General features: G+C 37.1%; 1 protein-coding gene. It reads left to right on the top strand.

Annotated features, from left to right (window positions below):
- Positions 1 to 489: 489 nt before the first annotated feature.
- Positions 490 to 7568, top strand: a 7079-nt coding sequence (locus COC46_RS23055; RefSeq protein ID WP_369700076.1) for a S8 family serine peptidase, incomplete at its 3' end; no start/stop codon positions are given.

Below are 7568 nucleotides of genomic sequence, written 5' to 3'. Positions count from 1 at the left end.
GGTCTTTATTAATCTTATCTACCTAAAAATCACTTTTTTTCACCAAATAATTTCATTTTTTGGCATTTTCTTATTCGAAATTAAATCAAAAAACGCTAAATTACCCCAATACAAGACAAGTAATTCTTGGAGTAATATTTAATTATTCAATTGTTGAGAATAGTTTTTTATTCGTGAATTTTCTGTAAAAAATATCTGCAATTGATTAAAAGTGGATGATGTATCTAATGGGGGGGAAAACATGAAAAAGAAAAAATTGTCTAGAAAGAGTATGAAGCCAACTAAAAAAATGGTCTCGATTTTTGCGTTGAGCTCAATGTTTTTAAATGTTGCGATACCTCAAAGTTTTGCAAGTGTAAATGCTGAGACTAAACCGAATCAGCAAGATTCAACTAGCAATACTTTTGATGCAAAGGAAGTAAACCGTATTCTTGACGGCCTTACTGCTGAACAAAAAGCAAATATTAATAAGCTTACTGNNTTAATGTAATTGTTCAATTTAAAGAAGATCCAGCAAAGATTCAGATCATAAAGCAATCATTAGCTAAAGGAAGAGCAACTGCAAATAGTCAAACGTTTGCAAGTGAATATTCTGATGCACAAAAAAAGGTTAAAGATTCTCACGCTAAATTTAAAAGCTTTGTGAATGGACAGCCGAAGACACAAATAGTTGGCGGGAAGTCTGTAAATACTTCGATGGGTATTACTCGTGAATACACAGATGCATTTAATGGAGTAGCTTTATCACTACCTGCAAATCAAGTAGAAAAACTTGCGGAAAATCCAGAAGTTGCTTCTATTTGGTCTCAAGTAGAATATTCTGTTCCGGAAGATAACGCTTCCCAAGCTGTAGCGACAAGTAGGGCTGCAGGGAAACCAACAGGTGGGCTTTCTTATTTAGGTATTGATAAGCTTCAAGCTGAAGGTCATACTGGTATCATAAAATCAGGTCCACGTGCAGGACAAAAGGTTAAGGTTGGTGTATTAGACACTGGTATTGATTACAATCACCCAGATTTGAAGGGTGTTTATAAAGGTGGACATGACTTAGTTAATAATGAAGGATTAGATGCAAATGGAAATGTTAAATACGTAGATGACAATGATCCGATGGAAACAACTTATGATGATTGGGTAGCCGATCGAGCAGAGCCAGATGTAATTTCTGGTCCACCACCTTCAGATTATAAGCCATATATTACATCTCATGGAACTCACGTTGCGGGGACAATTGCTGCAAATACGACGAATAATAACGATACTTATTCTGCAAATGGGGTTGCACCTGAAGTGGACCTATATGCTTATCGTGTATTAGGACCAGGTGGTCATGGTACAACAGAATCTGTATTAAATGGTATTGACCAAGCAGTAAAAGATCATATGGATGTGATTAATCTTTCTCTTGGTGCAAATATTAATGACCCAAATTATCCAACTAGTATTGCAATTAACAATGCTACTTTAGCAGGTGTTGTCTGTGATGTTGCAGCTGGTAATGCTGGTCCTGGGCAAGCTACAGTCGGTTCACCAGGGACTTCAGCACTAGCAATTACGGTTGGCGCAAGTACAATCCCTGAAGAAATTGCAACTATGACCATAAAGAATGGTTCGACTTCTTATAAAGCACGTTTATTCGGGAAAAACTTTTCACAATCAGACGATGCTTATAAAGGGCAAACACTACCAATCGTCGATGTTGGTTTAGGAAGTGAAGCAGATTATAGTGGAATTGATGTGAAAGGTAAACTTGCTCTAGTAAAACGTGGAGGAGACTACCTACAGACAAAAATGGCAAATGCTAAAAATGCCGGAGCTGCAGGTATGATTATCTGGGATAATCAGGATGATTCAGATACCCAAGGATATATACCTAACTTCTTAGGTGTCAGCATGGATAATGTTTATTCGGTCTCATTGACACAGTCACAAGGACAAGCTCTGTCAGATGCGATTAAAAAAGATCCAAAATCAGCTAATATCACGTTCCCATTAACAAACGATGCTCCGATCAATAAGAGCGGAGATGAATTGGCAAGTTTTAGCTCTACAGGTCCTGTTAAAGATTGGACAATTAAGCCAGACGTTGTAGCTCCTGGTGTAGATATATCTTCAACAGCTCCATACGATATTTGGGAGCCACAAAATAATACAACTCATGATTATAAACTTGCATATCAGATTATGTCTGGTACTTCAATGGCAACACCTCATGTGGCTGGGATTTCAGCATTAATTTTAGCAGCTCATCCAGATTATACACCTGCTGATGTTAAGACGGCATTAATGAATACAGCTAAGAGTATTGACACAGATTCGAAGACTTATAGCGTATACCAAGTTGGTGCTGGTCGTGTTGATCCGGCTCGTGCAATTAAAGAGAATGTAAAAATTCAAGTTTTAGATAAAGCATACGCAACTGATTCAGATAATAAACTGCAACAAGTTGAAAATCTTACAGGTAGCATGTTCTTTGGTTTTAAAGGTAGAGGAGAAGGTGCAACGAACGGTTCAGATGATGTGGTTTCTTCAAAAGACTTTAACGTTTCAAATCTAGGAACTGGTAATAAAACATTTAATGTAAGTTCCGCGTTTATTTCTTCAAAATTTGCTGGATCGAATAAAGTAGGTCCTGGCACAGGAAATGACGTAAAAATCGATTTTTCTATAGATGGGAAAAACGTGGATTCTATTAATGTTGGCGGAGGAAGCACTGTTAAAGCAACAGCAAAAATTACAGTTCCGTCAAATTCATTAGATGGCACTTACGAAGGTTATATTAACCTAGTAAACTCAAAAGACTCATCAGAAACTTATCGTATTCCATTTACGATTACGGTTGCGGAAAAAGGAATTAATAGATTCCAAGTAGCGATAAAAGCGGCGTCAGAAGGAAATCTTTCAGCTTATTATTTATCGGTAAATAACGAAATGGCAAACTTTTATATTGCCATAAAAGACAAGGACGGAAAATATATAGGTATAGCTAACACATTAGCAAACGGTAGTAATTTGATCCCAGGTGTTCAATATGGCCCACTTATAACACTTTTTAACGGATTCTATCTTCCATTTACAAAAGCATACGATGGAACGTATGATCAGTCTGGTATCTCAAACAAAGTGGAAGTGCTAAAAGAAGGTGCTTACTCACTGGAGTTGATCGCAACTGGTAAAGATGGTAAACGTTACACAGCGGAAGATACGGTTTATGTTGATGGTACACCACCAACTATGACGATGGATCAAGATTCCAATGGTGGAATTTATGAAATTGATCCGACAGGGTACCTACCTGGACAAGAAATCAAAGGATTTCGTGGTACAGTTTATGACTCTAATATAGACGTGATGAAAAACAATGGGGAAACGTCAGTGCCAAGCCCTAAGGATGGCGTAACACCAGTTCCTGTAGATCAAGCTTTGAACAAAGTAATAGGTTATCAAGATAGTATGTTCCCAACAGTTTACTTTGATACAAGTGAGAAAGGTCGCTTCCATTTTGGGGTGACGGCTGAGGATGTAGCAAATAAATTGGGTAGTGAATTTTATATTGAGCCTCAGGATTATTCAGGTGAAAGTGATGGAGATGTAAACGGACAAACTTATTACTTTATCAAAAAAGGCAATCCTTATGTCACATTAACTTCATCTAATGGAGTAGATGCAGGGCCAGGTAACGAAGATAAAGTAGTTGTTGATAATAATAAACCATTCAAAATGACAATGACAACTAAGTATGGAGTAGGAATGACCGGCGGTAAATTTATGCTGAATAATAATAGTGTTTATGAATTCAGTGATATCCGTTTAACAGATGAGTATAAAAATTATCTAAGTAGTAAGGGAATAGATCCAACTAAAGTTCTTTCTGTAGGTGAACCTTATGTTCATCCAATCTATTCAAAGGGTAAAACAACAGATGTAACGCTTTCAAATATAAGTCCAGCAGGTGCACTAGATCATGATATGCCGATTTTAGAAGCAGATGTGACTTATAACAACCCTGATCCAATAACAGGGCAATTTCCATATCAATTACTTCAAGCGAATTTAACTTTGTCAGGTGAAGATACAAAAGTCGCTTGGTTCCCAACAAATGTGCCTTATGTAAGACAGAATATCTCTGTACTTAGAGGGCAAGTAGCAGCAGAATCTTTCCAAAGAAATAACATAAACAACCAATATCCACAATTCACGGTTGATTCTGGTGCGAAGGTAACTGCTACTGATGATAAAGGTAAAAAATTTACAACGGATCAACCATCAACATTTAATAATACAATGGCTTATACGTTTATCAACCCGTATTATGCTCTGACAATGGATGTTAGTGACAAGCCATATTCAGTCGAAGCAAGTGTACCAGGACACTTTAAAGGGTATGAAAAAACACCTGTAATTGGTGAAAACAAATTCGGTTACCAATCTGGTACTGTAAAGGATATTCGAGGTCTATTCCCGATCCTTTTAGGTGGTGATGTGAACGGTGACAACGTAATCGACATGAAAGATTTAATGAAGGAAATCGATGTTTATTATCAATATAAAAACTTAAATAACTTCAATAATCCAGCAAATAATGTAGCAAACAAAACGGCATTTTTAAACACGAACCGTGATGCAGATATTTATTGGATCAAACCAACTGGATTTGGTTACGGAATTGATTACAACGACTTCTATTTCATCTTTAAAAACTTTGGTAAACAAAATCAAAGTGCAATTGATGCAGGATTAACTGTTCCAACTGCACAATTAACAGTAGATCAAGATAAAACGATTACAACAGACTTTGCAGGTTCAATCACGTTAAATGCAGGTGATACGATACAGCAAGTTATGCAAAAGCTTAATTTTACAGCTCCAGCACAAACAATTTCATCAACACCAAAGTTAGAAGACTTGCAAAACGGGGCAACAATCTCGCTTTCTCCTACAAGCACGGTGTTTGTTGATGATGTAGTATGGAGAAAATCAATTGCGAAAATTATGCTAGGTTCAACGGATGTCACTAATTTAGTGACAATCAACCCGGGATATCTGTATTATGATGCAAATGGTGCACAGCAAACTATGCCATCAAAAATTACGTTCCCAGGTTCCCTGTTCCCGACTGCTACGAATTACACAGTTACAGTGAAGGCGACAGGATACCAAGATGTAACGAAATCTTTAACAATATCAGCAGTACCAATTCCGACGCCATCGATTCCAATTAGCACAGATCCATCAGTAGCGCATATCGGGAAAGACTTAACATTAGCTTTCCAAGAAGATGCGAACTGGAGAAATGGAATCAATAAGGTGATTGTGACGACAAACTCTGGTAAGAGCATGGATATTAGTAATTTAATCAATCCAGATACGAATCAAAAATATTATGACATTAGTAAAGCTGGTCAAATTACGTTTAATGCGAAAACATTTATGACAGATTCGACGCTTGATCCAAAAAATGCTTCAACCTATAAGGCAGCGACTGTCAACCCTAGTGGAAAAAACTATCTGCCTCAACTATACAGATTTACAATTGGCTCAGTAGGTGCAGATGGTACGAATTATCCAGATGTTATCGCAGGTTTTGATCCTGTATACACAGGTCAACAGCCAGTTGGATATACTGTTAATTTTAACAGCCAAGGCGGGTCAGCGATCAAGCCGATGGCAATTGGATTCATGGCAGGTTCAAGTAGATCGGATGGTCCGACTAGTAGTTTGATTTCAACTTATAACCCTGCACCAACTAAACCTGGTTATAAATTCCTAGGTTGGTATAATGAATCAGAAGGTAAAACACAGTGGGATCCAGGATCATTTCCTGCAACCGGAGACACAACCGTTTATGCAAAATGGCAAATGAATACGACTCAAAGCTATTCACTTGTTGATAAAACGAACTCGAATGGATTAAAATTTGATGGAAGTAGCGCTGCAAGTGGAAAAGGATGGGTACTTGGTGAAGGCGATTTAAAAATCAGTATCCCAGATTATTTAACAAATGTTTCATGGTTGACAAGTAAAGATAAAATTGCAAAAATTGAGGCGAAATTTTATCAGATTAAGAGTGATGGTTCAACAGAAACGACAGCAACAAAGTATACATTAGACCCAAGTACTTATAACTTGTCGTCTAATGGAAGTAACGGAGTTCTTTCTTTCACAACAGCTACACATGATCAAGCTGTTAAAGCAGGTCAAAACAATTTAGGGGAAAAGTTTGCTTTCAGTGAAATGCCATCGCTTGGAAATATTGGTGGGATCAACGGTTATGATTTAACTGTAACATCGACAACAGGTGAAATTGTCACTATACCAGGTGTACAACTTGGATATAGACGTCATATTGATTTAAACGGTGGTACGTTAAAGAATGCAAACGATACATTCTTCGCTGATACATTAGTCAATGGAAAAACAACTGCGCCAACTATGAGTACGGGCTCAGCAAAAGTAATAAATGGAAATTTAACGATTAGTAATGACTTATATTTGGATGCAGCTGGTTCAAGTGATAAGAAATCTGATATTACAACAAATCCTAAAGTGCTAACAGATAATTCAACATTCTATCTATGTTGGATGAAAGTACCACCAACAGTAAATAAGGACGTTGCCGGAAACATTGTAGGTAGCGATATTACATTGCCATTTACTGATGATGGCGTATGGAAAAACAATATTAAGGCTGTGCAAATCGGCCCTAAAACATTAGTTCTAAATAAGGATTACACAATCACTAATAATAGCATTATCCTTAAAGGCGATCTATTCACAGTTGGACAAAAGTTCAATGTAACGATTGTTTCAGAAGGATATAAAGATGTTGTAGTGACTGATCAAGTTGTCGGTTATACGGTAACTTTTGTATCAAATGGTGGAGATCCAGTTCCTGCTCAAATCGTAGACAGAAATGCGACAAAACCAGTTGATCCAACAAAAGTTGGCTACAAATTCTATGGTTGGTATACAGATCAAAATTTAACAATGCCATATGATTTTGATACGATCGTAACAAAACCAATCACACTTTATGCGAAATATGCGTTAGCTGGTTCTGTTGTGACAGCAGATACAACGGATAATGTATTAGGTAACGATATCGTGTTAGAGTATAGTGATAAAGATTGGGCAAATGCAATTACAAGTATTAATTTCAACGGTAGTGCGGTAGATGGATCGAAATACAATGTAGATAAAGTTAATCGTACGATTACGCTAGATAAGAGTTTGTTCACAAGGACAAGAGATTATACAATTACGATTAAGGCTACTGACTATGCTGATGTGACAGTCGTTCAAAAAGTAGGAAATGGATATAATGTGCATTTCGTCCTTCCAGGTGATGCTCCATCAGAAGTAAAAGATGGAACGAAAGATCAAATTGTAGCACGCAGAATAACAGCACCAACTGTTCATGGTTATGAATTAACTTGGTACGCCGATGCAGAACGTACAATCCCTTGGAATTTCACAAATTCAATTTACTCTGCAAAAACACTTTACGGAACATGGAAACCAGCAAAATACACTGTTATCTATGACACGCAAGATGCTGGACTAGCAGT

The sequence above is a fragment of the Bacillus sp. AFS041924 genome, from assembly GCF_002577195.1.
In the GTDB taxonomy this organism is placed as follows: Bacteria; Bacillota; Bacilli; order Bacillales; family Bacillaceae_G; genus Gottfriedia.
Note: the sequence above shows the minus strand (reverse complement) of the source record. Positions and strands in the feature narration are given on the sequence as shown.